At 42.4% G+C, this 24,187-nt stretch carries 24 protein-coding genes; 10 read left to right on the top strand and 14 right to left on the bottom strand.

The window, feature by feature from the left end; genetic code table 11:
* Positions 1 to 66: 66 nt before the first annotated feature.
* The 6 genes from MHM98_RS03335 to MHM98_RS03310 form a co-directional block, all read right to left on the bottom strand.
* On the bottom strand, positions 67 to 687 hold the full coding sequence (locus tag MHM98_RS03335; RefSeq protein ID WP_239437821.1) for an START domain-containing protein: 621 nt from the start codon (positions 685 to 687) through the stop codon (positions 67 to 69).
* The gene (locus tag MHM98_RS03330; protein WP_239437820.1) at positions 684 to 1,709 is read right to left on the bottom strand and encodes a metal-dependent hydrolase; all 1,026 of its coding nucleotides are present in this window, start codon (positions 1,707 to 1,709) and stop codon (positions 684 to 686) included. Before MHM98_RS03330 ends, MHM98_RS03335 begins: the two co-directional genes overlap by 4 nt.
* A gap of 28 nt (positions 1,710 to 1,737) precedes the next feature.
* Positions 1,738 to 2,487: a transporter substrate-binding domain-containing protein gene (locus MHM98_RS03325; RefSeq protein ID WP_239437819.1), complete on the bottom strand. Its 750-nt coding sequence runs from the start codon at positions 2,485 to 2,487 to the stop codon at positions 1,738 to 1,740.
* Positions 2,462 to 4,411 carry an EAL domain-containing protein gene (locus tag MHM98_RS03320; protein WP_239437818.1) on the bottom strand — a complete coding sequence of 650 codons (1,950 nt, stop codon included), beginning with the start codon at positions 4,409 to 4,411 and terminating at the stop codon, positions 2,462 to 2,464. The genes MHM98_RS03325 and MHM98_RS03320 overlap by 26 nt, the downstream gene beginning before the upstream one ends.
* Positions 4,412 to 4,422: 11 nt before the next feature.
* Positions 4,423 to 4,998: a hypothetical protein gene (locus MHM98_RS03315; protein WP_239437817.1), complete on the bottom strand. Its 576-nt coding sequence runs from the start codon at positions 4,996 to 4,998 to the stop codon at positions 4,423 to 4,425.
* Positions 4,999 to 5,134: 136 nt separating this feature from the next.
* A complete protein-coding gene (locus MHM98_RS03310) occupies positions 5,135 to 6,043 on the bottom strand; it encodes a LysR family transcriptional regulator (protein ID WP_239437816.1) in 909 nt (302 codons plus the stop codon).
* A 105-nt stretch (positions 6,044 to 6,148) separates the two neighbouring features.
* On the opposite strand from MHM98_RS03310, the gene MHM98_RS03305 reads away from it, so the two are divergent.
* The 3 genes from MHM98_RS03305 to MHM98_RS03295 all read left to right on the top strand — a co-directional run bounded on the left by MHM98_RS03305 (position 6,149) and on the right by MHM98_RS03295 (position 8,432).
* Complete coding sequence (locus tag MHM98_RS03305; RefSeq protein ID WP_239437815.1) at positions 6,149 to 7,156, top strand: zinc-dependent alcohol dehydrogenase family protein; 1,008 nt, start codon at positions 6,149 to 6,151, stop codon at positions 7,154 to 7,156.
* A 31-nt stretch (positions 7,157 to 7,187) separates the two neighbouring features.
* Entirely contained in the window at positions 7,188 to 7,982 is a 795-nt protein-coding gene (locus MHM98_RS03300; RefSeq protein ID WP_239437814.1) for an SDR family NAD(P)-dependent oxidoreductase, read from the top strand.
* Between the two features lie 87 nt (positions 7,983 to 8,069).
* The gene (locus MHM98_RS03295; RefSeq protein ID WP_239437813.1) at positions 8,070 to 8,432 is read left to right on the top strand and encodes a DUF1304 domain-containing protein; all 363 of its coding nucleotides are present in this window, start codon (positions 8,070 to 8,072) and stop codon (positions 8,430 to 8,432) included.
* A gap of 73 nt (positions 8,433 to 8,505) precedes the next feature.
* On the opposite strand, the gene MHM98_RS03290 is transcribed toward MHM98_RS03295, so the two are convergent.
* The gene (locus MHM98_RS03290) at positions 8,506 to 10,857 is read right to left on the bottom strand and encodes a TonB-dependent receptor (RefSeq protein WP_239437812.1); all 2,352 of its coding nucleotides are present in this window, start codon (positions 10,855 to 10,857) and stop codon (positions 8,506 to 8,508) included.
* A 199-nt stretch (positions 10,858 to 11,056) separates the two neighbouring features.
* On the bottom strand, positions 11,057 to 12,031 hold the full coding sequence (locus MHM98_RS03285) for an alpha/beta fold hydrolase (RefSeq protein ID WP_239437811.1): 975 nt from the start codon (positions 12,029 to 12,031) through the stop codon (positions 11,057 to 11,059).
* Between the two features lie 211 nt (positions 12,032 to 12,242).
* Between MHM98_RS03285 and MHM98_RS03280 the strand changes: the two genes are divergently transcribed.
* The 3 genes from MHM98_RS03280 to MHM98_RS03270 all read left to right on the top strand — a co-directional run bounded on the left by MHM98_RS03280 (position 12,243) and on the right by MHM98_RS03270 (position 15,648).
* Positions 12,243 to 14,282 carry a winged helix-turn-helix domain-containing protein gene (locus MHM98_RS03280; protein ID WP_239437809.1) on the top strand — a complete coding sequence of 680 codons (2,040 nt, stop codon included), beginning with the start codon at positions 12,243 to 12,245 and terminating at the stop codon, positions 14,280 to 14,282.
* A 9-nt stretch (positions 14,283 to 14,291) separates the two neighbouring features.
* Positions 14,292 to 15,062 (top strand): DUF6503 family protein, encoded by a 771-nt coding sequence (locus tag MHM98_RS03275; RefSeq protein ID WP_239437807.1) that lies wholly within the window; start codon positions 14,292 to 14,294, stop codon positions 15,060 to 15,062.
* A gap of 109 nt (positions 15,063 to 15,171) precedes the next feature.
* Positions 15,172 to 15,648 (top strand): response regulator, encoded by a 477-nt coding sequence (locus tag MHM98_RS03270; RefSeq protein WP_239437806.1) that lies wholly within the window; start codon positions 15,172 to 15,174, stop codon positions 15,646 to 15,648.
* A 3-nt stretch (positions 15,649 to 15,651) separates the two neighbouring features.
* On the opposite strand, the gene MHM98_RS03265 is transcribed toward MHM98_RS03270, so the two are convergent.
* Positions 15,652 to 16,149 (bottom strand): lactoylglutathione lyase family protein, encoded by a 498-nt coding sequence (locus MHM98_RS03265; protein WP_239437805.1) that lies wholly within the window; start codon positions 16,147 to 16,149, stop codon positions 15,652 to 15,654.
* Positions 16,150 to 16,252: 103 nt separating this feature from the next.
* Between MHM98_RS03265 and MHM98_RS03260 the strand changes: the two genes are divergently transcribed.
* Together MHM98_RS03260 and MHM98_RS03255 are read left to right on the top strand one after the other, a co-directional pair.
* Positions 16,253 to 17,131, top strand: a complete 879-nt coding sequence (locus tag MHM98_RS03260; protein WP_239437804.1) for a LysR family transcriptional regulator — start codon at positions 16,253 to 16,255, stop codon at positions 17,129 to 17,131.
* 92 nt (positions 17,132 to 17,223) lie between these two features.
* The gene (locus tag MHM98_RS03255) at positions 17,224 to 17,943 is read left to right on the top strand and encodes an SDR family oxidoreductase (protein ID WP_239437803.1); all 720 of its coding nucleotides are present in this window, start codon (positions 17,224 to 17,226) and stop codon (positions 17,941 to 17,943) included.
* A 104-nt stretch (positions 17,944 to 18,047) separates the two neighbouring features.
* On the opposite strand, the gene MHM98_RS03250 is transcribed toward MHM98_RS03255, so the two are convergent.
* The 3 genes from MHM98_RS03250 to MHM98_RS03240 all read right to left on the bottom strand — a co-directional run bounded on the left by MHM98_RS03250 (position 18,048) and on the right by MHM98_RS03240 (position 20,282).
* Positions 18,048 to 19,022: a collagenase gene (locus MHM98_RS03250; protein ID WP_239437802.1), complete on the bottom strand. Its 975-nt coding sequence runs from the start codon at positions 19,020 to 19,022 to the stop codon at positions 18,048 to 18,050.
* Between the two features lie 105 nt (positions 19,023 to 19,127).
* Positions 19,128 to 19,832 carry a YafY family protein gene (locus tag MHM98_RS03245; RefSeq protein ID WP_239437801.1) on the bottom strand — a complete coding sequence of 235 codons (705 nt, stop codon included), beginning with the start codon at positions 19,830 to 19,832 and terminating at the stop codon, positions 19,128 to 19,130.
* A gap of 66 nt (positions 19,833 to 19,898) precedes the next feature.
* The gene (locus tag MHM98_RS03240) at positions 19,899 to 20,282 is read right to left on the bottom strand and encodes a VOC family protein (protein ID WP_239437800.1); all 384 of its coding nucleotides are present in this window, start codon (positions 20,280 to 20,282) and stop codon (positions 19,899 to 19,901) included.
* Positions 20,283 to 20,485: 203 nt separating this feature from the next.
* Here MHM98_RS03240 and MHM98_RS03235 point away from each other — a divergent pair, with 203 nt between their 5' ends.
* Positions 20,486 to 20,938, top strand: coding sequence for a nuclear transport factor 2 family protein (locus MHM98_RS03235; protein WP_239437799.1), 453 nt, complete (start codon positions 20,486 to 20,488; stop codon positions 20,936 to 20,938).
* Positions 20,939 to 20,952: 14 nt separating this feature from the next.
* Here MHM98_RS03235 and MHM98_RS03230 read toward each other — a convergent pair whose 3' ends face one another.
* Positions 20,953 to 21,960: an NAD(P)-binding domain-containing protein gene (locus MHM98_RS03230; protein WP_239437798.1), complete on the bottom strand. Its 1,008-nt coding sequence runs from the start codon at positions 21,958 to 21,960 to the stop codon at positions 20,953 to 20,955.
* 125 nt (positions 21,961 to 22,085) lie between these two features.
* Here MHM98_RS03230 and MHM98_RS03225 point away from each other — a divergent pair, with 125 nt between their 5' ends.
* Complete coding sequence (locus MHM98_RS03225; RefSeq protein WP_239437796.1) at positions 22,086 to 22,838, top strand: hypothetical protein; 753 nt, start codon at positions 22,086 to 22,088, stop codon at positions 22,836 to 22,838.
* Here MHM98_RS03225 and MHM98_RS03220 read toward each other — a convergent pair.
* Positions 22,835 to 24,073 (bottom strand): DsbA family protein, encoded by a 1,239-nt coding sequence (locus tag MHM98_RS03220; RefSeq protein WP_239437795.1) that lies wholly within the window; start codon positions 24,071 to 24,073, stop codon positions 22,835 to 22,837. The genes MHM98_RS03225 and MHM98_RS03220 overlap by 4 nt on opposite strands.
* Positions 24,074 to 24,187: the final 114 nt, after the last annotated feature.

Here is a 24,187-nt window from a genome sequence, read left to right as displayed (position 1 = left end):
GGTTAAGTTAGCTTTATTTACCAAAACCGCAGTATGGCTTAGCCTACTGCGGTTTTTTATTGGAGATTATTTAACGTTGTTAGTATCTTCAATGAGCTGTTTAAGGAGTCTCATTGAGCGCTTGGTTTGAGTTGGTAGTTGTCGGTTGAAGAAATACGCCGGAACATTACCAGCTGGATCTAACCATGCACTGTATTGGACGTTTACCGAGGTATCGTTAATCTGGGTAATTTGCCAATGAGAGTTTAACTGAGAAATTCTTACAGCGTTGTGTGACTCTGGGTGACGTTTATTACAGCTTTTTATCGCAATATCTATCGTTAAATCTTCAAAACTAGTGGTGACACAGGTAATGGTTTCACGGGGTTTAAAAGGCCACGGACTATCGAGAATTGTTTGTAATAGGAAGTTGTTAAAATCATAGATTTTAAGTGTGCGTATCGACGACACTTCTTTTAACCACAAAGGCGTTTTAGCGAGATCTGAAATCACTTTAAATGCCGTTTCTTTACTTGTGTTAACCGTGAAGCTGGCAGTTACCTGATTGAATTTACTTTCTGGGTGGGGTGTTAGTTGAATCGCTATTTTACTGTTTTGTAATGCTGCGTTGTTAGTGGCTGGCTTGATGGTACAGCCACTAACGATAACGAGAATAACGCAACAAATAAGTGAATTTTTAACCATCATTGCTGATTTTCTTCGTGAGTTATTAGCGTTGAACTATTGGGCTTTTTATTCCCTAAGATACGTTGGCCAAAGGCTTTTAAATCGACGTTAAAGCGATCTGATTCATAGCGTGTTGGCGTAACAAGTTGCCAAGTATTGTTGTGGTCGCGTGTGGCAAAAACAAATTCAAAAGCCGCCTGTTGTGCTGTGCCCATGCGTAAATCGGAAATGATTAATTGATTGTCTTGTTCGCGATAGCGCACTAAATCATGAGTGAAGAATAGGTAACTGTCCAATAACTGAGGGTGCTGTTGAATCGGCCATTTATGACGCTCTCGAGCTTCAAAATCAACCTTTGGCGATTGGTCTAGAAATGAACTTTCACCTTCCCAGTAAGTTTCTCCATCTATCACGACAATGCGCCATAAAATAGTGTTAAAAGCTGTGGGAGTAATGAATATTTTGTCGCTAGTAATGCCTGCCTCGGCGAGGCTGGATAGCGCTCGCTGATGGATAACTTGTTTGGCAATAACACCCCAACCTAAATACAGCGTCGAGAAGCTGAGGGCAATAACCGCAGGTTTACGGGCTTTTTGATAGTCGAGCCTTATTAGAAACAACGCAATAATGAGCGGAAGTGTATAGGCTGGATCGATGATAAAAATACTCGAGGCGCTAAAATAGCCTTCAAGTGGCCAGATTAATTGAGTGCCGTAGCTGGTAAAAAAATCCAGCAAAGGATGGGTAATAAGTGCGGCAGAAATTAACCCAAATAAGCGATAAAAACTCCAGTTGGCAATAGGTTTAAACTTATCGATTAGCAGCGCCATAATGAATGAAAAGGCGCTTAGCACAAAAATAGAATGTGAAAATCCACGGTGTTTGATGACGTTGTTAATATCGTCGCCATAATCAATCAACACATCTAAGTCTGGCAAGGTGCCTAGCGCAGCGCCTGCGATCAAAACTTTGGCATTACAGCGTTTTCCGGCAACAGCGCCAGCGACTGTTGCGCCTAACACTGCTTGAGTTAAAGAATCCACAACATTTCCTAATAAGAGTTTTAGGCGCTTAGTTTAACCAAATTTGCGCTAATCGTTCTACCTCTCCGGCTTCTTTAAGTTGTTGGTAGGCATTGGTGAGGCGCTTAACTAATTGCGGATCTGACGATTTATTCATGGCAATGTACATCTGTTGATTTATAGACGAAATATGAAAAGCTATATCGAAAGAGTCGGGGTTTGAATTACTGTTTTCTAACATGCCTTTAAAGGTGCGATCGGCAGAGAAAAATAAGTCGTATCTATTGGCTTTAAGCATCGCCATGAGTTGATTATAGGTGGGAACTGATACCACGTAAGGAAAGCCCAAATAGGTGAGTTTTTCATATTCAAAAGAATTTGCGCCGACACCAATACGATACTTTTTAGCCTGTTCAAAACTGCTTAGTTGAATATCTTGGCGGTTACTTAGTCGATAGAAGTAGTATTCTAATTTATCTACCTGGCCTATCCAGTGAAACAAACCTTCTCGCTCTGGTGTTCGTACCATGGAAATAATTAGCGTATTCTTTTGCTTGAGAGCAGAGTTGTAAGCTCTAGCCCACGGCACCATGCGGATGTTTGCTTTTAATTCTGCGCGCTGGAGGAGCGCTCGCACTAATTCTGCACTAAAGCCAGTGATTTCGCCGTTACGCTTCTTAATCTGATAGGGCGGCAAGTCTTCGGTGTAAACGGTGAGTGTTTGCGCTGAAACTGACAATGGTAGCATCAGCGCAATACCCAGCAAGAACCAATTAAAGACGCGACTGTTTATCATCATAAAAATAGACTTCCCATGATTTTGCCTCGCTAACTATTTGACCTTGGATCGCATCAGCATTCCATTGCGTTACCATGTCGAGATGGTCTTGTTGGTCTATGCCTTCACAAATTGCTGTCAGCGATAAGTCTTGGGCAATCTTTACAATAGATGCGCCTATGATGTCGAATTTATTGTTGCGGTTTGCTTTTAGCACAAATTCTTTATCAATTTTTAGCATGTTAAATGGCAAGTTCATTAAATAAAACAAGGATGAATAGCCTGAGCCAAAGTTGCTAATGCAAAGTTTAAAGCCAGCCTCTGAAAACTGAGTAAAGCGCTCTTTGGTGAGGTTAATATCGAGCATGGCATTTTGCTCTGAAATTTCAAAGACGATTTGCTCTGGTGAAATACCGTAGTTGTCGATGATTTTTTTGATCGTGACAACAATGTCTGGTTCCCGCAGTTGCAGTGGCGACAAGCTAACGCTGACGCTGGTGCCTGTTTGCAATTTATCAAATTGATTGATGATTTGGCTGACATTGTCGATAAACCAATAACCAAGCTCGATGATGTTTCCGCTTTTTTCAGCGAGCTCGATAAACTGATTGGGCTCTAAATAACCTTTGTCACAATGATTCCAACGAATGAGTGATTCGAAATGTTTTGCCGGTGTTTTTAGCTGTTCAGTTGCCACTATGGGCTGTAGAAATACCGAAAACTCGCTATTACTGATGGCTTTGGGCAACTGCTTGTACAGCGATAGTTTGAGTTGTAGCTCTTGCACTATGCTGTCTTGGTAGCCACTGAAATTAATTTGCTTGTTATTGAGTGCTTGAAAGTTGGCGATTTGCGCCATGCGATAGAGGGTATCAGGATCGTTACTACAACTGGGGTAGCTACTGTAGCCGGCGCTAAATTTACATTGAATATGATAGTTATTGAGCACCAAATCACTCTGGAACTCGGCTTCTAGTTTTTTAAGGATGCGAATTACTGATTCTTCGTTTGAATTAATAATAAGAAACGAGAATTCATTAGGCTCAGAGAACGTTAGTGTTGGTGCATCTTTAGTGGCTCGGGCGATGCGCTTTATCGACGCTTTTAGAAACTCAACTTTGATTTCATCATTTAGATTATGCGGCGAGCCATTCGCTTGATCTAGGGTCATGACCACGAGAAAGCCATTGTCGATTCCTGCATTAGTCGCTTGGCTAAGCATTCGCAATAACCCCAGTTTGCGATTTACACCGAGATTATAGTCGAAATACATACTGCGGATGGTACTCTGCTCATTAGTACCGCGGTCGATTTTCTGGGCTAAATCGCGCAAGTTATCTGATAGTTCGTTGAGATATCCTGCCGAAATTTCTTTGTCGACACTAAACGACATAATAGCGGTCATTTGAGCTAAAAAAGATTCATCGTAGTTATTGAAATCACACCCTTGAGACGGTTTGAATAACACGCCTCCACGTACTAATTTAAAACGCTCAAAATGGTTATTGTCTGCCGCCAACACGCTGTCGATATAATTATCGTTCGGGTTAATAACTGATGATGTATCGGTGATTATTTGGCTGTCGCTAATATCGTGTTTAATGTCAAAAAGAGAGTCGATTTGATTCGCGGTAAGCTTATCGACTTTTTCCCACTTGTGCTGCTCTTTAAATTGATAATCTTTAATGATTATCAAGGATTCCCACCACAAGCCATTAACGAATCGAAACAAAATACAGCTATCGATATCGATGGAAAAACGGGTGATTTTATAAATGCTTTTTAGATCATCGATGATATTAGAGTTTTCTCTAATGGTTTCGCTAAGTCCAAGTAAACTGGAGCTGCGTAATGCCGCTTCAATTGCCTGATTGGTGGATGACGAGTGACTAAAGAGATCTAATGGGCTCGGCTTTGTATTTCCGTTACTGCTAGAATTGTCCATGCCATGTCTACCTACGCCATTTGTGCGTGTTGATTTACCACGTCGTTAAAACGACGATCTGGTGTCACGCGAATACTACTTGCAATGTTTACCATGTACATTGCACACGAAATCATGCCAATGAGCTCTAGAATTTCTTCTTTAGAAAAGCCAAAACCAATGAGATCGTCTTCTAATAGAGACTGTTTAATGTAGTCGTTATTGATGGCTGCATCTGTGTATTGGATGACTGCGCGAAGCGGTGGATTGCGAATGGCATTAATGTCTTTAAACATGTCGGGAATATCTGGAATATCGCAGCCGTGATGTATTGCTAGTGCCTGATGGGCAATGTCACAGTAGTCACATTTACGCTGATTGGCGACATAGGAAAATAAGATTTCTTTAGTGATACGTGGAATGTCTCCAGCACACAAATTAACGCGTACCATGCTCCACGAAGATTGAGCTAGTGCTGGATTGGCGTTAACGACAGCGCGGAATATTTCTGGTACAAACCCGATGCCTAACTCGTTACAAACCTGATCGTGAATTTCTGGAAAGCGGCTCTGAAACTCGTCTTCAGGCATAATATCGTAGGTATTCATAACTTCTCCCTGTTAATGCTTTATTATGAAGTGATTAAATATCACTCAATCTATAATATGATGAACGGAAAAAGTCTGTAAAGGTAAAATTGTTTTATTTTTGATCGATGAAGGCGTGTTTTTGTTTGTTAAATACTCACTTGTTGAGTGTGTTTAGATCCCAGTAGGGCGTATCACCAAAGTAACTGACGAGATAATCGATAAACACTCTCACTTTAGGGGCTAAAAGTCGTGAACTTGGATAAACCGCCCAGATCGCCGTGTTTGATAACAATGGATAATCGGTGAGAATAGGCACTAATTCGCCATTTTGTATGTGTTGATAGGCGCTCCAACTCGAATTAATTGTAATCCCCAATCCGTTTACGCAGGCGTCTCTAATGGCTTCACCATTATCGGTGCGCAGATTTCCTGTCGCTTTAATCGTTTGTTGGCCTGTTACTGTCTGAAACTGCCAGTTTTCTATGCCCATTAACGTGATGCATTGATGGTTCTTTAGATCATCCGGTGTCTGCGGATGGCCGAACTGTTTGAGGTAATCAGGCGAGGCGCATAACACTCGATTGTCTGGGGCAAGTTTTCGCGCTACCAGGCTAGAATCCTTCAATGGCGCATTGCGAATAGCGATATCAAAACCACCTTCTACTAAATCGATGATGGTGTCAGACAGTTTTAAGTCCACTTTTATTTGTGGAAATTGCTCGAAAAAATCAGTTAGTGCCGGGAGCAGGTGCATACGACCAAAAGAAGCTGGCGCGGCAACTCGCAGTGTGCCATTGGGTTTAGCGTCTGTTGCGCCGACAGATGCCTTGGCTGCTTCGACACTGGCGATAACATTTTCTGCGTGAGGTAAAAACGCGTGGCCGTCTTCTGTGAGTGATACTTGCCGTGTGGTGCGATGAAGTAACCGTACACCTAACTGCTGCTCTAATTTACCAATGTGCGCACTTGCTACCGCTGGCGACAATCCCAGTAATTCTCCGGCGGCGCTTATGTTTTGGTATTGGGCAATTTTGATAAAGAGTTGCAGATAGTCGGTATTCATTTATTTTCAATAAAATCTATAAAGTGATTCTTTATTTTGCTCTATTATCAATTTAATTGCTACTGGTTACACTTTCTGCAATCTAAATTGAATGAGAATAATTAAATGAAAGCGATGATTTTAAAAGCCTTTGGTACTACTGATGGTTTCGACATGGTTGAGCTGGCAAAACCAACAGCCGGAGCTGGGCAAGTGGTTGTAAACGTGATGGCGAGTAGCGTTAACACTGTTGATACCATGATTCGTGCAATGGGGGACGAATTACCACTATCTCCAGCATTACCTGCGGTGCTAGGGATGGATTTCGCAGGTGTTATTACCGAAGTAGGACCGGACGTGAACAACTATAAAGTGGGTGATGAAGTGTATGGTTGTGCTGGTGGTCTTGCCGATTTACAAGGCTCATTAGCTGAATATATGTTGGTTGACGCAAACTTGATGGCGCTGAAACCAAAAAATTTAACCATGGCGCAAGCTGCTGCGTTGCCCTTAGTTGGTATTACGGCATACGAAGGATTGATGCGTGCCAATATACAACAGTTAATAGCGCAAGACAGTGAGGCGAAGGTGCTAGTGCATGGCGGCTCAGGCGGCGTTGGTCATGTCGCATTGCAGCTAGCGAAATACTTTGGGGCAGATGTTTATGCGACTGGTGGCGGTGAGCCGCAAATGGCGTTGATTGAACAATTAGGAGCTACGCCAATTAACTATAAAACTACAACCGTTGAAGATTATGTTGAGCAGTACACTGTTGGGGCTGGCTTTGAAGTGGTGTTTGATAGTGTCGGCGGCATGAATATGCAGGCTTCTTTTGACGCTGCTGCGTTAAATGGGCAAGTGATTAGTACGGTTTCTATGGTGGAAATGGATTTGTCGACGGCGCACTTTAAAGGGTTATCTCTCTACGTTGTATTTATGCTGATCCCGATGCTGCACAATACTAAGCGCCAAGAGCACGGCGAAATATTGACAAAACTTGCTGACATTGTTGAAGCAGGAGGCCTAACACCAGTATTAGATAGCGAGCATTTTTCATTGTCACAAATTGGTCAGGCTCACGAGAGGTTAACGAGTGGCTTGGCGATGGGCAAGGTTGTCGTTGAGCACGTTTAAACTAACGCTTAATAACTGAAAAGGTAAGGTAATGGCTAAGACTATTTTAATTACAGGCGCTACTGACGGTATTGGTTTGGTTACAGCGATGAAGTTGGCTAAATTGGGCCATGATTTAATCATCCACGGCCGTAACAGTGAAAAGCTGGCTGACGCCAACAAGCAAATTGATGCAGTGGGTAGCGGCAAGGTGATTTCACTAATGGCTGACTTTTCTTCGCTCACGCAAGTATCAGCAATGGCGGATGAAGTGATAAATCGTGGCTATAAAATCGATGTGTTAATTAATAATGCTGGGGTATTTAGAACTGCTACTCCACTAACTGCACAAGGCATGGATGTCCGCTTCACCGTAAATACCATTGCTCCTTATTTACTCACTCGAAAGTTGCTATCGGTTTTCAATGCTCAAGCTAGGGTGCTTAACTTATCTTCGGCTGCACAAGCGAGCATCGATTTTGACGCCTTGCAAGGGCAAAAACAACTAGATGACATGGCGGCTTATGCGCAGAGTAAAACAGCGATTACCATGTGGACTAAAACGTTGTCTCGTCAATTACAAGACCTTGTTTTACTGGCTATTAATCCTGGCTCTTTACTGGCAAGTAAGATGGTTAAGCAAGGCTTTGGTGTGGCGGGAAAGAATTTGGCAATTGGCGCAGACATATTAGTTGAGATGGCACTTAGTGATACGGCGACTGCGTACAGTGGTGATTATTTTGATAATGACGCTGGACGTTTCTCTTCGCCTCACAGCGATGTATTAGATGACGAGTTATGCAGTGAATTAATTGCGGTAATGGACAAGGAGATAACAAAAATCTGATTTTCATAAACCATTGATGGCGTTAATAATCATTTAAGCGTACAGTGTTGGTTAAATAGACTATTTATATGAATTAATGGAGATTTTATGGAAATGCTGGCGCTTATTCTCGTGGCTTTGGTTGCGGTGGAGCACATTTATATTTTAGTGCTTGAAATGTTTTTGTGGACTAAACCTCGCGCACTTAAGGTGTTTGGAATGTCACTTGAAGATGCACAGACATCTAAGACATTGGCGGCCAATATGGGACTCTATAACGGCTTTCTAGCGGCAGGTTTGATTTGGGGCTTACTGCATCCTGCGGCAGCGATTGGCGAGCAAGTTCAATTGTTCTTTTTAGGTTGCGTTATCGTTGCGGCAATATTTGGTGGTTTAACGGCTAAGCGTTCAATTTTATTTGTACAGGGCACGCCGGCATTATTGGCGTTGATAGCAGTTTTGGCGAGTTAGTTAGATAAAAATTCACTATAAAAAACGGGAGCTCATGATCGTGAGCTCCCGTTTTTGTTTTAAATCGCTTTAATTAAAACTTCATTTGGAAGCTAGCTGAAATTTGACGTGATAAACCAACACTGTGTTGGCCGTAGTTGTCAAAACCTTCGCCAGGTAGTGCATCGCGAGTGTAGTAAGCGATGTAGTCTTCGTCGAATAAGTTTTCAACATCTAGACGAACGCTGTATTTGTCCCAGTCGTAACCTAGCGTTGCATTGACTACAGTGCGGCCATCGTTTTGTGGGTTGTTTTCAGCGGCATAACGCGCAGCGCCCAGTGAACGACGAGGATCTAAGTAAGCATCGCTTGCATCTTGGTGTTTGGCTGTCACATTGAGGTAAACGTCGTTATCAAACACGTATTTTGCAGCAACATTAGCAGTCCATTTAGGCGCATCTGGGAAACGTTGGCCTGTGTAGTTCAGGTCGTCTTGGCCTGTTTGCTCAATCACAAACTGAGTGAACTCTGATTTGGCTAGACCTAAACCAGCTTTAATGGTCAAGTTATCTGATGCTGTGTAGAAGATTTCAGTTTCAAAACCTTTAACTTCCGATTTACCTGAGTTAACTGTTTCTGTATCAAATTGGCTAGTGCCACGTTTTTCAATTTGCTGATCTGTCCATTTTAATAGGAACAAGTTCGCGTTGAACACTAGGTCACCGTCTAGATTAACTGAGCGGTATGATAGCTCGAAGTTGTTGGTGTATTCAGGATCGTATTTAAAGCTTTCGCCTTGGGCGATGTTAAAGCCAACCCCACCTGAGCGGTAACCGCGCTGGAAAATGAAGCTAGCTGAGCTGTCATCGCTAATGTGGTATGTCGCGCCAAGTTTAGGTAACCAAGCGTTAAAATCGTCTTTCGACTTCTCACCGATGCCCGAAGCGTTTGCTGCTAGGCCGTGTAAGTAACCATTAATACCAGTGACTACAGGTGCAATTTGTGCTGGTAAAACTGATGGATCTGGTAACGTGTTATTGACTTTGTAGGCGTTATTCGAGCTGTTACTTTGCTCTTCGGTGTCATAGCGCAAGCCCGCTAAGATGTCGAACTTGTCGTTAACAGACCATGTGATATCACCATAGATTGCCGATGATTTAATTTCTTGATCAAGACCGTACTGCATATCGAGGATGATAGGGTCGATATTTGGGTACATTGGCGCAACAATGGCAGCTGTTTGAGATGCGGTTGCCGCATCCAAGCCTTGTTGCATTAGAAGACCCGTCACAACAGCGGCGAAATCGCTAGTGCCTACCGCGCTTTGCAGTGGGTAAAAACGTTCACCAACAGCTTGGTCTTCAACATCCACTTTAGAGGTGTAGAAACCAGCAACGGCTTTAACATTATCGCCGTCATAGGCTAAGCGGAATTCTTGGCTGAATGTTTTATCCACGCGAACATCTTGCGTATCAACAACAATCTGCGTTGGCTGCATATCGCCATCCCAGTTGTAGCCGTATTCAGAATCGTTGTAGGTAGTAATCGAGTGGAAGCTCAATTGATCATTGATATCCCAAGTGACTTCTAAATTGTAGATATCTGTTTCAGTTTTTTCCCAGATATAGGTATTGGTATCAACAGTGCGATCGAATGCAGACTCACCGTGGTAGAACTTAGACCAGCGAGGACCGTACATGTTTTCGTTGCGCGTGTAAGTAAATAGTGCGTCAATATCATCTGTCGGTTCGAATAATACTTTAGCGCGCAGTGTTTCATTATCTTCGAAGTTAGAGCTTTCTTTACGCGTGATGTTTTCGATATCACCGTCAAACGCTGTATCTTCGTAGCTTATGCGGATAGCTAACACGTCATCAATCAGTGATGTGCCACCTGCAAACGCGTATTCGCGCTGACCGTCTGTGCCAGCGGTGATTTTGAATTTACCGTTTGTTTCGTATGTAGGATCTTCTGAACGCAAGACAATAGCACCTGCAAGGGCATTACGGCCTTGGAGTGTTGATTGTGGGCCACGGAATACTTCTACTTGATTAATATCCCATGTTGATAAACCACCGCTTTTGGCCATACGAAATGGTAGTGGAGCACCATCAACGTAAATAGTCGCTAAAAAGCTGTTACCGCCGCCTGAAACCGAAAATGCGTCAACGCCACGAATATTAAAGCCTTCGCGGAAGTCGCCGGCAACATTTGGCATCATAGCGAATACTTCGCTGATATTAGCGATGCTGTTAGTTTCGATGTCGTCTGCCGTAAGTACAGCAACACTAGTTGGGGTTTCTTGGAGGCTGCGATCGATTTTCTGACCTTTAACAACGATCTTTTCAATCTCAGTATTATCATCGGCGATAGCTGTGGTTGATACGGCAGCAGCTGACGCTAATAGTGCAAAACTAATTGATTTTGCTAGGGTAGTTTTTCTCATGGTAACGCTTTCCATAGGCGATAGGTTATTTTGCGCGCTATGATACGTGATCTAATTATAAATTAAAATGAGAATTGTTGTTATTTGTAATAATTTTTTATGATAATTGAAATAAATGTCTTTAACTTCGGTTATCTGGTTGTAAAAAATTAGCGTTTGTATCGTGGCAATACCATGTGGTATTGCCAAGCTTGAGAAGTTATTTAAGAAACTCGCTAATGACTTTTTCAAATTTTTCGTTTTCTTCTACCCATGGCCAATGACCACTCTTTTCGAACATGACTTGCTGTGTGGTTGAACTATTCATCATTTGGGCGAGGCGGTGAACCATTTTCGGTGAAGTAATTTTATCGAAGCGCCCTGCGATTAATAACGTTGGGATAGTAAATCCCTTAAGCTCTTCTTCAACAGTAATTCCTTTTAAAGTACCGTTTACCGTCCATTCTGGGTCATCACCAACGATGTCAAAATAGGCTTGCATGTTAAAACGATCGCGTTTGTCATTGGTACGCACAAGGCGAAGATTTTTGCGATTTTCGGTGTTATACCAGTACATATCTGGACCTGTTGAGAGGAGATCGTAGTAACGCTCATCGCTAGACTTTATCCCTTGTTGGCGAAGTTTTAGTACTTGTTGCCAGCGCTGAGGATATTGATGCTGGGTAACGCGTTTGACGTTGTCGATATTCATTTGTTGACTCTGAGCGTCGTAAGAAGCATTGACCATAATGAGTTTTTCGACATGTTGAGGGTGTTGCAGCGCATATTGCATTCCTTGGATACCGCCATAAGAGTGGGCTATGATAATGATTTTATCCGCCTTGAGATGCTTCCTTAGGCTTTCTAAATCGTTAACGCCCATTTGTGGCGACAAAGGTTTGTTTGCCACTTTACGTGTGGCGCGGCCACGGCCTGTTTCGTCAAAATACACCACTTGATAATGTTGTTTCGTTAGAAATTCAAACCATCCTAAGAAAACACTATGGCCAGCACCTGGGCCACCGTTAATAATAACAACAGGTGTGCCGCGACCTTCGCTTTCAAAATAGAGGTTGCCATATTGGCCTTTAAAGATTTCGCCATCACCATAGGGTGGCTTTTTCTCATTGGCAAATGTGTAGTTAGGGATGCTAAGGAGTAAGGTTACTAGCGAGACAATTAGAATATTTTTCACGTTGTAGTTCCATTTATAGTTAGGTGGAAAACCTAGATTAGATTCGACTACCAACAAAAGAATGACGAGGGGGTGATAAAAAGGTGATAAAAATGTGGGATGAGCTATTTAGCTTGATTTTTAAAGAAAAAATAGCAAAGATGACATTCATTACTATTTGCTAAATATTCTTGTTTAGCTGTTCTTTGGCAAAATTAATCTACCGTGAGTCATGCAATATCATTTTGATGAATTTGTTTTATCGATAAAAACCGCTGAGTTATTCAAAGGCGAAGAATCAATTAGCATAGATCCCAAAATCTATGACTTATTGTTATTTTTTTGCCAAAACACCCAACGGGTTATTTCTCGCGAAGAGCTGCTATCACAAATTTGGCCGACGACGGTAGTTAGCGATAATACGCTTAATAGGCTAATTGCTTCATTGCGAAAGTTATTAGGTGATAATGCAAAGTCCCCCCTTTATATTCAAACAGTGCCTAAGCTCGGTTATCGGTTTATATGTGATGTTAAAACAGAAGCCTCCCATGAACTGACTGACTTTTTACCTAAAACAGATATCGACACTAAGCGAACATTTTGGCCGTTATACTTGGTGATATTGGTGAGTATTTGCTGTCTTGCTTATTTGTTATTGCCAAATTCACACCAGCTAGTTAACGAGAGTAATGATATTGAAACGTTAACGCGGATCGCTGGTGATAAGTATTCACCACAGGTATCTGATAATGGTAAATCATTGGTATTTATCGGCCACGAAAATGGCCGAGATACATTGTGGCAAAAGAGGCTATCGACGCCGAAATTAACGGCTGTAACACATGAATTCGATCGAATGTTTAATATTGTGCAGTGGCGAGATAATGGTGAGATTGTATTGCTAGTACGTGACAAAGGTATAAAGAAGCTGATTCGCGGTCAAGTGATTAACAATAAACTACAAGTCTTGGGAATATCGGCGATTAATATCGCTAAATGGTGGGTCATTGATATCGCCCATATCGCCGATAATCAGTTTGCGATGATTGCTAAGTCGCCACAGCACCATCAAGCTACGTTGTATCAGTTTGATTTTTTTAATCCAGATATTGAGCATATTACGTTAGACATGCCTGACAAGAGTAGGATGACGCGAATCGATGTGAATTCGGCTGGCGATAGGTTGTTAATTCTTTCTCGCAATCTCGACAATTCAACCACTGTTTATCAAATGAACATTGCTAATCGAGCGCTACGTCAGTATCACACTTTCGATGGCATAGTTCGCAATGCGATTTGGCAACACAATGGCCAAGGGATTTTATTTACCGCGATGCCGCCAGCGCAAAAAGTATTAGCGTTAGATTCACCAGATAGTGAACAGCCTCGTGTTGTTGCCAGCTCCAGTGAATATCTATGTTGCGATATGGCATTGATCGAAAATGGGCATGACATCGTATATCGCACCAACATTCGCAATTACGATTTTAAGTGGTTAAACGATGCTAAGTTCGCGGTGAGCAATTCTACCATTTACGATATGCTGCCAAGCTTGTTTCATCGTTCAAACGGCGTGGCGTTTATTTCCAAACGCGATGGCGCAGCGCAGGTTTATGTTCAGCGCGATAGCGGCGGCGCAATGGCGCTGTCAAACTTCGCTAAATACAAGGTATTTAGCAATGTCGAGGTGAGTATTGACGATGTACATTTGGTTGCAGGTGAAGCTAATCGCGTACACTTGTTTGATGTTGAAAAGCGGGCGCTGGTATTTAGCCGCACATTCGATGATAGAGTGAATCACGTTTCTTGGTTAAATCAGGCGTTGGTTGCTGTGCATTTGGCCGATGGCCAATATCAACGCATTGTGCTGTTAGACATTAAAACGAAGAAAATTTTGCCTCTGACGACAAATTGGCAACGTTTGCTGGTGGATGCTGAACCTGACTCAAACTCATTGGCCGGTGTGTACTTGTTAGATAGAGAGAACAAATTGTATCGCAGTTCTATTGAGGATATTTTAGCCCAGAGGTTACCAGCTGATGCTATCGCTAAACTGGCGATTGGCGTTAATCGCGATACGGTTATTAGTAATGGTAAGCTTTACCACATTCCAAGCTATGATACTCGCCTGCAGGTAAGTGCGATAACTAAGCCGAATAAATTGGTAGAGCACATTGAAATTGGTGATAGTTATGGTTTTGATGTTAGCAATAACGCGATAATTTTTAGTCATTTAGCTAATGAATCAACAGAACTGCACCGCACTAAATAGAAGGTATTTATGAGAAATTTTATAGCACTGTTGTTATTTATCACTGCGTCTGTTCATTTTCCGGTAAAAGCGCAACCCGTTGTGTCTTCGGTAGATAAAAAAGCGCAGGAAATTGCCAATGCCAGTGTGGCTGCGATGGGCGGGCGAGATAATTACAATAATACCCGTTATATCTCGTGGCTTTTCTTTGGCTCGCGATTTCATGTATGGGACAAGTTTACCGGCGATATTCGTATCGAGTATGACAAAGGCAATGTATTGCTGATGAATATTCATACTAAGAAGGGCCGTGTGTGGGAGCAAGGTAAAGAGCTTAAAGACGAGAAAATGCTCGCCGAGAAAATGAATTGGGGCTATGAGGTTTGGATTAACGATTCCTATTGGGTAGTGATGCCGTTTAAATTACACGATGATGGCGTAAATCTCGCTTATACCCGTCAAGACAAGAGTTTAGACGGTCAAGATGTCGATGTTCTTACCATGACATTTAACGATGTTGGGGTCACTCCTGATAATAAATACGAAGTGTTTTTCGATAAACAAACCCATTTGATTAAAGAGTTTGCCTTTTATCCGACGGTTAATACCAACAAACCTAGATTTCGACTGCCTTGGGCTAATTGGCAGCAATACGGCACAATAAAACTGGCTGATAATCGCGGCAAAAGCGGTATGACGCCTATCAGCGTGTTTGATGAACTACCGCAAACGATTTTCACCTCGCCACAAGCCGCTAAAGATAACCAAGGCGAGATAATAAAAGGCGCCTTAATTAAATAATGTAAATTTAGAATCATCAAAGAAAGCTAGGCAAATTAAGCTTGATGAATGTCAATTTTACTTTTGTCTAGTTTGTGGTACTTTGGTATTAACTGTCAGGGAGGGAGTCATGCTAGATAATTACGATGAAGATCTTAAAAAGGAAATGAAAGTCTTGGTCATTGATGATGTGGTGTATATGCGCGCTATTATCATCGATATGTTGTCCCGCCTAGGCATTACCAATGTCACCGAAGCTGATGATGGTGAAAAAGCCCATCAGCTCATTCAAAATAATCCCTTTAGTTTGGTGCTGTGCGACTGGCATATGCCCAAAGTTAATGGCATTTCATTATTGCGAATGATCCGCTTTTCTCACGATACCAAAACCCTGCCTTTTATCATGGTAACCAGTAATCAAAAACTCGATGATGTCAAAGAGTGCATTGCCACTGGTGTATCTGGTTTCTTACTTAAACCTTTCGAGCTAGAGAAAATGGAACAACAGCTTGCAGATTTGTTCGATGATGTCGTATTACATCACCGAACCTTGGGTATTCTCAATGAAAAGGTTGTTGAAGCTTTAGATAAGCAAGAACAAGCTTAGGGCCTAGTAAGCACCTGCACTGTAAGTTAGTTCATAAGAATGACTATAAATTTCTAGAATATTGCCGAAAGGATCTTCCATGTAAATCATGCGATAAGGCTTTTCTCCCGGGTAGTAGTAACGCGGCTTTGCCATGCGTTTTTTACCGCCTGCAGCTACGATTTTCTCGGCTAATTCTTCAAGGTTTGGATCTTGGACACAGAAGTGAAAGACGCCAGTTTTCCAATACTCAAAGTTATCGTCAGGGTTTTGCTGATTGGCAAACTCAAACAATTCAACGCCAATACGATCGCCTGTCGATAGATGCGCAATTTTGAACTTTTTCCAGTTAGCGCCGAAGACATCGGTACACATCTCGCCGATAGGACTGTCATCTTCAACAATCTCGGTTGGCGCCATAATTAAATACCAGCCAAGAACTTCGGTGTAGAACTTAGCGGCTTCTTCGACGTTGGGTACCGAAATGCCGATGTGGGAAAAGCTGCGTGGATAATTACTCAAAACTGTGTTCCTCTGTGCCTTTGTTTAGGTGATGGCATCAGTATAGAGAATATAATAAAGTATAAAAAATTATCATTTATTATCTATATGAGTATATTTTGTAATGATTAATCCATTGTGGCTTAAAACTTTTTGTATCTTGGTAGAAGAAGGCCATTTTACTCGCACCGCCGATAAACTCTTTATGACGCAATCTGGGGTTAGTCAGCATATTAAGAAGCTAGAGCAATATTTAGATTGTGAATTACTGCGCCGTGAGGGTAAGCGTTTTTCGTTAACGGCGCAGGGAAAAATGCTTTATGAAGAAGGAGACAAACTGCTCGGCAATTGGCAAGCGCTGGCGCAGCAGGTGAGCAGCGATGATAAGTATAGTGGCAAGGTAAGCATTGCTTCACCGGGTAGTATCGGCTTGAAGCTATATCCGCAGCTACTTAATATTCAGCAGCAATATCCAGCGCTTATTATCGATTATCGTTTTGCGCCTAATGAAGACATCGAGGCTAAGCTGATTGCTGGGGATTGCGATATTGGTTTGATGACAGCGCCTAGTCGTCATCGGCATATCTCCTGTCGTGAAATTGCCAGTGAGCCTTTAGTATTGATTACTCCTGCGGTTGTGACCGACATAGATTGGTCACAATTACTTAAGCTTGGGTTTATCGGCCATCCGGACGCGCGGTATCACGCGCAGCTGCTGCTTGAGAAGAACTTTCCTCGTTTTGAGTCAATAGAGCAATTTGAGCTGCACGGTTTTTCCAATCAAATTAGTCTTATTTGCCAGCCGGTGAGTATGGGGTTTGGTTTTACAGTATTGCCATTAAATGCAGCGCTGGCCTTTGCCAAGCAATCTCATATTAAGATTCATTATCTTACTCATGCTGTGCACGAATCTTTGTATATTGCTTACAATAATAAGTCGCCACAATCTGCTCGAGGGCAGTTTATTGGTGAAGAGATAAGGCGCATTGTTAACTGTGAGTAAACAATGATGTGACACTTGCCTTATATATCCTTATTGCTTGGCGCTTTAAAATGCTCATCAAGATTTAGATGACAACTCATAGGAGTCAAGCAATGAAAAAATTAGTAGTGATTACAGGCGCAAGTTCAGGTATTGGTGAAGCTTTAGCAAAACAGATGAGTGAGCAAGGCCATCCGCTGCTACTTATTGCACGTCGCGTAGAAAAACTAGAGGCATTTGGCTTGCCAAATACTATTTGTGCCAAGGTTGATGTGACTGATAAATCAGCATTTAACGCCGCGGTAGAACAGGCTGTTGCCCAATTTGGCCCTGTTGATTTAATGGTTAACAATGCGGGCGTGATGCTGCTTGGTCAAGTGGACGTGCAAGACGCTAGTGAGTGGAAAACCATGCTAGATGTTAATGTATTTGGCTTACTGAACGGCATGCAAGCGGTACTAAGTGACATGAAAGCGCGTAACACTGGAACTATCGTTAATATCAGTTCAGTAGCTGGTCGCAAGACCTTTGGTAATCACGCAGCCTACTGTGGTACTAAATTTGCGGTACACGCCATTTCTGAAAACGTGCGTGAAGAAGTGGCCGATAGCAATGTTCGCGTAATCACTATTGCGCCGGGTGCCGTGGAAACTGAATTGTTATCGCACACCACATCGCAAGAAATTATCGATGGTTATCAAGCGTGGAAAGACAGCATGGATGGCGTGTTAGCACCTGTTGATGTCGCCAACGCTATTAGCTACGCCTACGGTCAGCCACAAAATGTATGTTTACGTGAAATTGTATTAACGGCGACTAAGCAGCAACCATAAATCTAGTTATTTAATGATAGTTTGCATGCAAAAACGCAGGCATAAAAAAGGCGAGGTGAGTGGCCACCTCGCCGAAAATCATCGACGAAAATTACTGATTGACGTTACTTTTTGTCTTTAGCTATCGCCACAGTATCTAACCAAGCGTGGAAGTCTGCATCCATACTTGTGCCCCAATCTTTAACGATTTTTTGGTAACGTGGGTAATCGCCACGGCGCACGTGAAATAGCATCTCGTCTACTTTATCGCGCTGTTTTTCCATCATGTAGCGCACGGCTAAATAGCCCCAGCGGTAGATGCGATCGGTATTCCAGTTGGCTGAGTTGTTGTAGAACAATTCGCTTAATTGATAAGTCTTATCACCAGCTAATTGCAGCGCGCGTTTATTGTTGTTCATGTGAGCAACGTATTCGCCTAAACCTTCACCCCACCAAATTAAGTATGGCGGCTCTGGCGCTGGCTTTGGACAATATTCTGGACCGTAATGGTTGTCGTGTGGTGGTGAACAGTAATCACCGTAGGTGTTAAAACGACCATCGAGGTAGTGAACAAACTCGTGGTTTAGGTTCCACACTTGGCCATTACGCAGATAAGCAACGTATTCTGCGCTGTTGTTTTCCATATGTGGCAAGCCTTCTAAATACATGCCGCCGTTGTTCGATGGTACGTCAAAATGCTCGGTTACGTATTTCACGTAATCATCACGACCCGCGTAAATATTGGCACGCAATACATCGTTGTTATCGTGCAACAATGGCTTGCCTTGGGTACCGAATAGCTTGTGGAATCGAGATTCGGTGTCTAGTAGTAACTTACACGACTTTTCGACATCGGCTTGTGACATTTTTTGGTAGCGCAATACTAGGTTTTCGGCACATTTATGCTCAAAAGCTAGCACTTTATTGATTTTTTCTTCATTGATAACCCACGATGGCACGTAGACTTCGCCGTCTTTAACGACGTTGCCGTAAGCGAGTTTCATCTTGCTGTAATCGACTTTTTCTGGAGCAGGCTCAGTCGTTTGACAGCCCGTAATTAACCCAAGCGCTAGTAGGCCTGTTAGCAGTGATTTTTGCATGAGGGGATCCACATATTGTTGTTATATTGTATACATTATACATGTGATGTTGATTAAATCACTTCTTTTTTATGGCGCACTCTGAACCCAGCTAGGCTTATTAGATCATATTGTTGAATTGTCTGGTGTTACATCGTATTCGCGATAGATTTGTTCGAGGAAGTCTTCCAGTCGTTGGCCAACTTGCGGCTCAAATGATTTACCGATATAGGTTATTGTTTGAATGCGGTCGATGCGAAAGTTGCGAAAATCAGCTCTTAGTTCACACCATGTTAAGACCGTCCATTTCGCTTTCCATAAATAAATGGCCAACGGGCGCACTTGGCGTAGTGTTGGGTTCTGATTGGCATCTAAATAATCAAAGCGCAGAACTTGCCTTGTACGAGCGGCATTGCGCAGGGTATCTATGTGTTGAAACTCAGGCGCTTGATCGTAAAAGTTGGGGGCGAACATTAACGCATTAAATGACTGCAAGCGTTCTGGCAGCACCGCAGAAACCTTTATCATGGCTTGCTTAGCTGCTTTCGACAGTTCGTGACCGCCCCATGCCTGAACCATCCGCATGCCAACTTGAATGGCTTCTAACTCGGTTTCGCTAAACATTAGCGGCGGCACATCGACTTCTTTGCGCAGCATATAGCCAACGCCAGCTTCGCCCTCAATGGGAATTCCGCTGACAATGAGATCTTGAATGTCACGATAAATGGTGCGAGTCGATACTTCGAGCACTTCGCTCAGCAGTTGCGCGGTCGTTAAACGACGATTTTTAAGTAGCTGAATTATCTGAAACAGTCGGTCGGCGCGGCGCATAGTATTTTCTCGATAAGATGCTCATAAAACGGTGCTCAAAACGCTGAGCACCTATGGCTATAGAGCCTACATATTTTGAGACCATAAACCAATTTTATTGCCTTCACAATCTACAAAGATAGCGATACTGCCACAGCTGCCGTCTTTAATTGGCATGGCTGGCAACAAGATTTCAACACCAGCTTCTTTTAGCGCGTTCACTTGTGCTTGTAATGAGTCACCAAGATGCAAATAGATAGTTGAACCCTCTAAACTTGGTTTCATCATATCGTGTTTAACAAGCGCAAGATTGGTGACTGATTCATCTTTAGTTTCGACAATAGCCATTTCCATGTCATTCATTTCTTCGTATTTAAAGGTCAGGCCAAAGTGCTCCTTGTAAAAAGCTTGTGCGCGACTCATGTCGTTAACTGAAATTTCTGCCCAAACGAGAGGTGTGTGATCTAACATTGTGTATTCCTTTGATTTGTAATTTATTTTTGTTGTCGTAGCACTTGTTGCTGCGATGGAAATACAATAGCACTGGCCTACTGACAGCATTCTGTCAGTAGTGTTTAATCGACATGAATTATTACATTTTGCCGATGTACAAACGGCGCCAAACTAGGTCAAATGAATCGACGAATTCATCACCTTGAGAGAAGGAATTAACAATGTATAAATCGATGATTGTGATTGTTGCGCTACTTGTGAGTAGTATTAGCGGTCAGAGCTTTGCTAAGGCAAAAACAAGTAATGAATATGAAGCGGTAGTTGCAACGGCTTATAAATATTTTAATGGGGCGGCCAATGGTGACCAAGCGCTGCTTAATGAGGCTTTTGATACGGATTTTGGTGATATAAAAATGCCAATGGTGGATAAAGAAACCGGTAATGATATTGTGCGCACAGTACCTCTAGCGCAATTTGCCAAGGTGTTTAAAAAGGCAACGCCTGATTTATGGCAGGCGAAGGTGTTAAGTGTTGACATCGTTGATGACAAAATGGCGATGGTGAAGCTAGATTTTGATACGCCAAAGACCCATTATGTTGACTATTTAGTGATGTATAAACGCAATGGTCAGTGGCGCATTGTTAATAAAACCTTTGTTGCCACTAAGAAGTAGCGACTAAAAAGTAGTTATCGTTTTAATATCTTATCAACAATGATTTTGGCGTCGAATTGGGCGCCATAAATCAGCCCGCTAGCGCGATTAAACTGCCACGCTTGTCCCAGTGGCCAGATGTTGTCGTTTAGACTGTCACTGTCATTTTTCTCATCGATTATTGGTATCGCTTTATTGCGATAACCCGTTGCCCAAACAATAGCGTCAAACGAGCGTTTCTCGTCGTTAGCAAATATAGCCTCTGGGTCAAAAGCGGTAAGTTTAGGCATGAGCTCAATACCACACAGGCGCAAAGCTTTGTCATTAATTTGCGTGTCAGGAAAAGGGTCGCGCTGCTTTAACCATTTGGCAACAGCCCAAGTCTTTGGCAACCGTAAAATCCCCAACCATTTTAGCCAGCGAAAACTGCTAATTCCCAATATAGACTCGGGGATCAGATTACGCTTTTTACCTTGGGCCAATGCGACAATATTATTTTCACTTAGTGTTGTAGCAACTTGTCTGCCTGATGCGCCGTCACCAACGACAAGAACGCGTTGATTTATTAGCTCGCATCGGGCTAGTTGATTGATGGTTAATTGCACGCCTGTAAATTCACTGGAAAATTGTGGAATAGCAATATCCTTAAACGCTCCTGTCGCTAGGATAATATGATTCGCAATTAGGGGTTGATGAGGCAATTCGATGCAATATTGGCCATTGCGCAGACGTGTTATCTGTTTTACTTCTTGGCCTAATAGCATGGGTAATTGATGATGAATACTGTATTGCTCCAAGTAGTCTGCGAATTCATCTTTAGTTTGATAGCGCCCTTGTGATCTCGGAGCCTGATATCTCGGCAAACAATTTAGCGCGTTGGGTGTAAATAACGTCAAACCTGCGAATCTATTTCGCCATTGATCGCCCACGCGTTGATTGGTATCGACGATCATATAATCCACATTATGTTGCTTTAAATAATATCCAGCCGCCAATCCTGCGTGGCCAGCTCCAATTACAATAGTGTGATGGCTGTTGTTCATCTGTTGTTCTCATCGCTAATTCATAGCGCTAGAATAGCGACCTAGCTGAATAAAAAATTGAATAAAATGGCTAGCTGCGAAAACTTAAACTATCTTTTTGAAGTCATTGTAACTAGGACTATATTGTGAGATTTATCTGTGCATTCATAATGCTATTTTTCTTTAGTGTCAGCACTGTGGGTGAATCGCGGATCAAAACTGTGACCATGTGGACGTATTATGACTTAAGCCCGTTTTTCAATGAAAATACCCAACGTGGCTTAGTCGATGATATTGCACAGCTGCTAACTCGCCATAGTAAAGGTCACTATCATTTCGTAGTTGAATACTTACCGCGCAAGCGCGTTGATATGAAGCTAAAGTCATCTCAGTTAGGTATGGTAACTTTAGTCAATCCACATTGGTTTCCTAACACACTAGTTGCATCCGAGCCATTGTTGACAGGTTACGATGTAATCGTCTCTCCTATTGCAAAACCAGTACAGAGTCTTGTTGCTAAAACGCCGAGTCAAAGGTCTTTTATTGGCGTTACTGGTCATCAGTATCCAATGATTAGGTCTGAATTAAAGTCGGGGCAAGTAACACGAATAGACACATCGTCAGTGCCAAATTTATTAAATTTAATTGCCAAGAAACGCGGAGATTTTTCGATAGTGCCGGGGCTCGTTGCTCATCACTATCAGTCCCACAGTGATTTTGCCCACGCTTTGCATTTTGAACCAGTAACCGCAGAGCGCTATACAAGACGCATGTTGTACAACAAATTACATGTAAAATTGAAACAGGACGTCAATAAGATATTGCAACAACCAGAAGTTATTGAGCAATGGAATACAATTTTAGAGCAATATAACCTTTCTGAATTAGCGATTAATTAAGACGAAAGGACATCATATAATCTATCTTGGCCCCAATATGTCATTTGGCCCACTTTGAAACTCGGTACTCCCCATAGGCCGAGTTTAGCTAAATCATCGCTATTAACATGGGCTTGATGGACGCCGTGGTTTGCCCTCATTGCATCTAACGCTTGCTGCCAATCGAGATCTAAGCGCTCGACAATGGACTGGAGAGAATTGCGATCGTTGACATCGAGACCTTGTGACCAAATGCCAGTCATCAGCTCAGTTATCATTTCTAATGATTTACCCTGAGTGTTGGCGAAATAAAATAAGTTAATACAATCGTGAATTCCCTTGCCGAGCGGGTCACAGATTTTTCCAAATGGGATATCCGACGCATGCGCAACTCTCGCTGCGTCTAATAAAATACACATCTTCTTTGTTTTGGATAGTTCCATACCGCGCATAACCATCGGCAAAACAGGTTTTAAATTGATAGCTATATCTGGCTGTTTCGCTAACCTACATAAAGCGATGTAAGAATAGGGGCTACGAAAAGAGAGATATACATCTATTGATTTTGGTTCTTGAGGATAGTCGATAGATTGCGAGCTTGGCCTATCAAAATTGAGCAGTCGATTGTCCATCTTACAGGCACCAAGCTCTTTTAAACGCTGAGTGAGAAAACTCAGGCGATCTAATCCCCAATACCATTCTCGGCCATAGTGGAGTACAGCACTTTGAAAATGCCCTTTGGCCAGTACTTTGGCAGTATTTTTTTTAAGTTTTTGTGCTAAATGACTCGTAAGTGCCGGATGCTGTTTCATATTTAACAGCTCAGGTTGACACCATAACTGCTGGCCTACGGCAATGAGTCGCTCCAAGGTCAATTCACCCGATAATAACAAGTTATTTGCTGCGTTAAAGGCTGCTTGTGAGGGAATAGCACTATTGGAAAAGTCGCTAAGCTGATAACGCTTACTAAGCTGTTGACAATCGCGCAGCGCATAATTGATATGGGCTGGTTCATCGATTTGGTTAATCGCGCCGACAATTATTATTTTTAATTTTACGTCAAAAAACATCACCAGCTCTGCAAGCACTTGCGCAGTAAGATGGGAATAGGGATCGTAACAGCTGTAATAAAAGGTGACAGGATGACGGCGCACAAAGACTTTGCGATAGCATTCATAGCTAAATCGTTTGAGTTGTAATAACCAGCGACTGGTTAACAAGGCGGCAATCCATGGCTTCGCAAAGTTAGTTGGCATAGTAAATTAAGCAGTTGATTTTAAATTCAGCTTATCACCTTGCGCAAAATTGACAATAGTATTGATGGTACAAAAAAGCCCGCTTAAATTTTTAAGCGGGCGGTTAGGAAATCC

It is taken from the genome of Psychrobium sp. MM17-31, assembly GCF_022347785.1.
GTDB lineage: Bacteria > Pseudomonadota > Gammaproteobacteria > Enterobacterales > Psychrobiaceae > Psychrobium.
Note: the sequence above shows the minus strand (reverse complement) of the source record. Positions and strands in the feature narration are given on the sequence as shown.